This window comes from Treponema endosymbiont of Eucomonympha sp., assembly GCF_001028545.1.
Window position 1 is genome coordinate 1 of sequence record NZ_BBPW01000563.1, and the last position, 480, is coordinate 480.

Here is a 480-nt window from a genome sequence, read left to right on the forward strand (position 1 = left end):
TCTTCGGGCGGGATATATTCGTATAAGGTCGCCGGGTTTAACCGCCACGGCGACGACCGCGCTATCGACATAGGAGACTATTCGGACGTCGTTACCGTAGCCATACACGACCAGCCGGAGCCGCTGAGTCCCGGCGCCGACTGGACGGAAAAAACGGCTCAGATCGGCGGCGTGCAGTACTTTACCGTTCCGCTATCCGGCGGCGCGTATTATGTGCAGTGGCGGGACGAAAACAGCGTTTCCAATTCGGGGCCGGTATCGGTGGAGCTGTTCTGGAAGGACGGCATCGTGCTGGAAACCGCGGAATCCAGCGAAAGCGCCTCGTGGAAGCAGGAAAGCGGGAACCGGGCGGCTTTTTATCCGGGTACCGACGGGTATCTTTCGCTCGTCAGGGTACGGGGCGAGAGCAGGGTGCCGCTCGTTTTGAAGCTCGCGCGGGCGCCCGGCACGGAGGCGGACTCCGGCGCGTATAAAATCAGG

General features: G+C 61.7%; 1 protein-coding gene. It reads left to right on the plus strand.

What is annotated here, in order from left to right:
- A partial coding sequence (locus tag AWU74_RS12160; RefSeq protein WP_187150965.1) for a hypothetical protein occupies positions 1-480 on the plus strand: 480 nt, incomplete at both ends.